The sequence below is a fragment of the Leisingera sp. F5 genome (assembly GCF_001593695.1).
Window position 1 is genome coordinate 1 of sequence record NZ_LUKH01000389.1, and the last position, 2,614, is coordinate 2,614.

General features: G+C 60.7%; 3 protein-coding genes. 2 read left to right on the top strand and 1 reads right to left on the bottom strand.

Translation table 11 applies throughout. The annotated features are described in order from the left end of the window. A partial coding sequence (locus A2I95_RS30735; protein ID WP_291735944.1) for an ion channel occupies positions 1–408 on the bottom strand: 408 nt, incomplete at its 3' end. 185 nt (positions 409–593) lie between these two features. Between A2I95_RS30735 and A2I95_RS30740 the strand changes: the two genes are divergently transcribed. After that, on the top strand, positions 594–1,250 hold the full coding sequence (locus tag A2I95_RS30740) for an ABC transporter ATP-binding protein (protein WP_291735946.1): 657 nt from the start codon (positions 594–596) through the stop codon (positions 1,248–1,250). Further along, complete coding sequence (locus tag A2I95_RS30745) at positions 1,247–2,566, top strand: FtsX-like permease family protein (protein WP_291735945.1); 1,320 nt, start codon at positions 1,247–1,249, stop codon at positions 2,564–2,566. The genes A2I95_RS30740 and A2I95_RS30745 overlap by 4 nt, the downstream gene beginning before the upstream one ends. The last annotated feature ends 48 nt before the right edge of the window (positions 2,567–2,614 follow it).

Consider the following 2,614-nt stretch of genomic DNA (forward strand, 5'->3'; position numbering starts at 1 on the left):
CCGCCCCATTGCGCTAACCAGAAAGGCCGTGCTGATCCCAAAGCCGAATAACCCGGTGACTGCATCAAAGGCGGCAAAAATCCGCAACGCCGGCCCTAGCACAACGTCGCCGTAGCCAAGCGTGGTATAGGTCGCCAGAGAGAAATAGACTGATGTGTTCCAGTCGCCGATCGCACCGACCAGGACAAAAGCAGCGGACCAGATCCAGACCTGAGCCGTATGACTGCCCAGAATTATGAAAATCGCAACCACCAGCATGAGCCCGATCTGCCAGGGCCTGAAGGGTTTGGCAAAGCCCGCCGACATCCTGTTCAGCACGGCGGAACACAAAACCAAAACGGAGATTTCGAGGATCAGGCAGACACTCAGATAGACTGAGCCCCACAGCAACTGGTTCCATAGCGTCATCTTTGCTCTCCCGTTGGTGTGGGGCTGTGTTGGGGCTTTTCAGCAGCTTAGAAAGGTACTCCGCAACGCTTAACCATAAGAAAGCCGGATGGGCCAGCCTTTGTGCCGCACTGGACTTCTTCCTGGCGGAGGTATTGAGTGCCGTTGCAGGCATTGAAGACCAAAGCGCAGGAGGGTGCCGCAGGATGGTTTTGAAGATCCGCAATGTTATCAAAACCTATCCGGGACAAACGCCGGAAAACGCTGTCTTGCGCGGGGTGTCTTTGGATTTGGCGGCTGGCAGCAGCCTGGCGCTGACGGGTGACAGCGGCTCAGGTAAAAGCACATTGCTGCACTTAGCCGGGGCATTGGATCGTTTTGACAGCGGCGAAATTGAAGTTGCCGGCACCCCGCTGTCAAACCTCAGAGACCGGCAGCGCGCGGCGTTGCGAAGAAATGATGTTTCTCTTGTTTTCCAGCAGTTTAATTTAATACCCTCACTAAGTATTTGGCAGAATATCGCGTTGCATGCGCGGTTGGGAAACCGGTGGGACCCTGATTGGGGGCAAGTGCTGGCGGACCGTCTTGGCCTGGCCGGTTTACTCGATCGCTATCCAGAGCAGCTCTCAGGCGGGCAGCAACAGCGGGTTGCCATTGGCCGTGCCCTGGCCTTGCGTCCCAAATTGCTGCTGGCGGATGAGCCGACCGGGAACCTGGATGAGACCGCCAGCGCGGCGGTGATGGACCTGATGCTGGAACTGGTCCGGGAGAGCGGCGCGGCCCTGTTTCTGGTCACCCATTCCGCAGCCATTGCCAGGATGCTGGACCAGCGCCTGCATTTGCAGCTTGGCCAGGCCGCATGATCCGCTCCGCGCTGAGTGCCATCCTGTCGCACTGGCGCCGGCATCCCCTGCAACTGGCAACGCTGATGGCCGGGCTGGCCCTGGCAACGGGGCTTTGGTCTGCAGTTCAGGCAATCAACGGCGAAGCCCGCGCCAGTTACGCACGCGCCGCCGAGCAGCTAGGTACAACAGCTGCGGACCGGCTGGCGCCGGAAGACGGCGCGATCCCGCTGCAGCAATATGCCAGCTTGCGCCGGTCTGGATGGCAGCTGACGCCTGTTCTGGAAGGAACTGTCAGGTTCAAGCGGCAAAGCTTTGATATCATGGGCATTGATCTGCTAAGCCATCCGCTGGTTCCGGCCCTGGCCGAGGCGGCAGAGCAGGACAGCGCACCTGCATTGGATGCGCTTTTGCCGCCGGGCCGGTTTTTTGCTCACCCGGAAACCGCGCTTGTGCTTGCAGCCGCGCAAAGTGAACACCCGGTCACCCAAACAGACAGGTTGCCGCCGGGTGTGCTGATCGCCGACATCAGTTTGGCCAGCCGGCTGCTGCGCCAGCCGGACAGTCTCAGCTATCTGATCATTCTGCCGGATCAATTGTCCGGCCTGACACCCCTGCAGCAACTTGCCCCGGGCCTGACCCGCATTCCAGCCCGGAATGCAGCAGCAGATACGGCGCGGCTTACCGACAGTTTCCATCTCAACCTGACAGCCTTTGGTTTGTTGTCCTTTGCTGTTGGGCTGTTCATTGTTCAAGGGACCATCGGCCTCAGCCTGGAGCAGCGCCGCAGCATGATCCGGACCTTGCGCGGGCTGGGCGTTCCGATGCGGGTACTGGTTGCCCTGTTTGCAGCCGAGCTTGCGGTTGTTGCGCTGATTTCCGGGATTGCGGGGCTGGCCGGAGGCTATCTGGTGGCTGCAGCACTGCTGCCGGATGTTCAGGCCACGCTGTCCGGGCTCTACGGCGCCTCGGTGGACGGCGCCCTCAGCTTGCGTCTTGAATGGGTTTTGTCCGGGCTGGCAATGGCCTGCGGCGGCACGTTCCTGGCCGGGGCGCAGGCGCTTTATGCCTTATGGCGGATGCCCCTGCTGGCCGCACCCGCAACCCAGGCCCGCGGGCAGCAAGCAAGCAAGTCGCACCTGGCGGCGGCGATTGCAGGTGCTGTCTGTTTGCTTGCAGGACTTGCGGTTATCTCTATCTTTCAAGGGCTTATTGCAGGGTTTATCTTTCTGTCCGGGCTTATGCTGGGGGCTGCGCTGATACTGCCGCTTCTGATCTCCGCTGGCCTGCGGATCGGGGCGCGGCTGTGCACACGTCCATTTGCCGAATGGCTGTGAGCTGACACCCGGGCGCAATTGCCGGGGATGTCACTTGCCCTGATGGCG

What these genes read in the sequence shown, in the direction of transcription:
- A2I95_RS30740 (WP_291735946.1), top strand. Translation starts at nt 594, where the DNA reads ATGGTTTTGAAGATCCGCAATGTTATCAAAACCTATCCGGGACAAACG.
- A2I95_RS30745 (WP_291735945.1), top strand. Translation starts at nt 1,247, where the DNA reads ATGATCCGCTCCGCGCTGAGTGCCATCCTGTCGCACTGGCGCCGGCAT.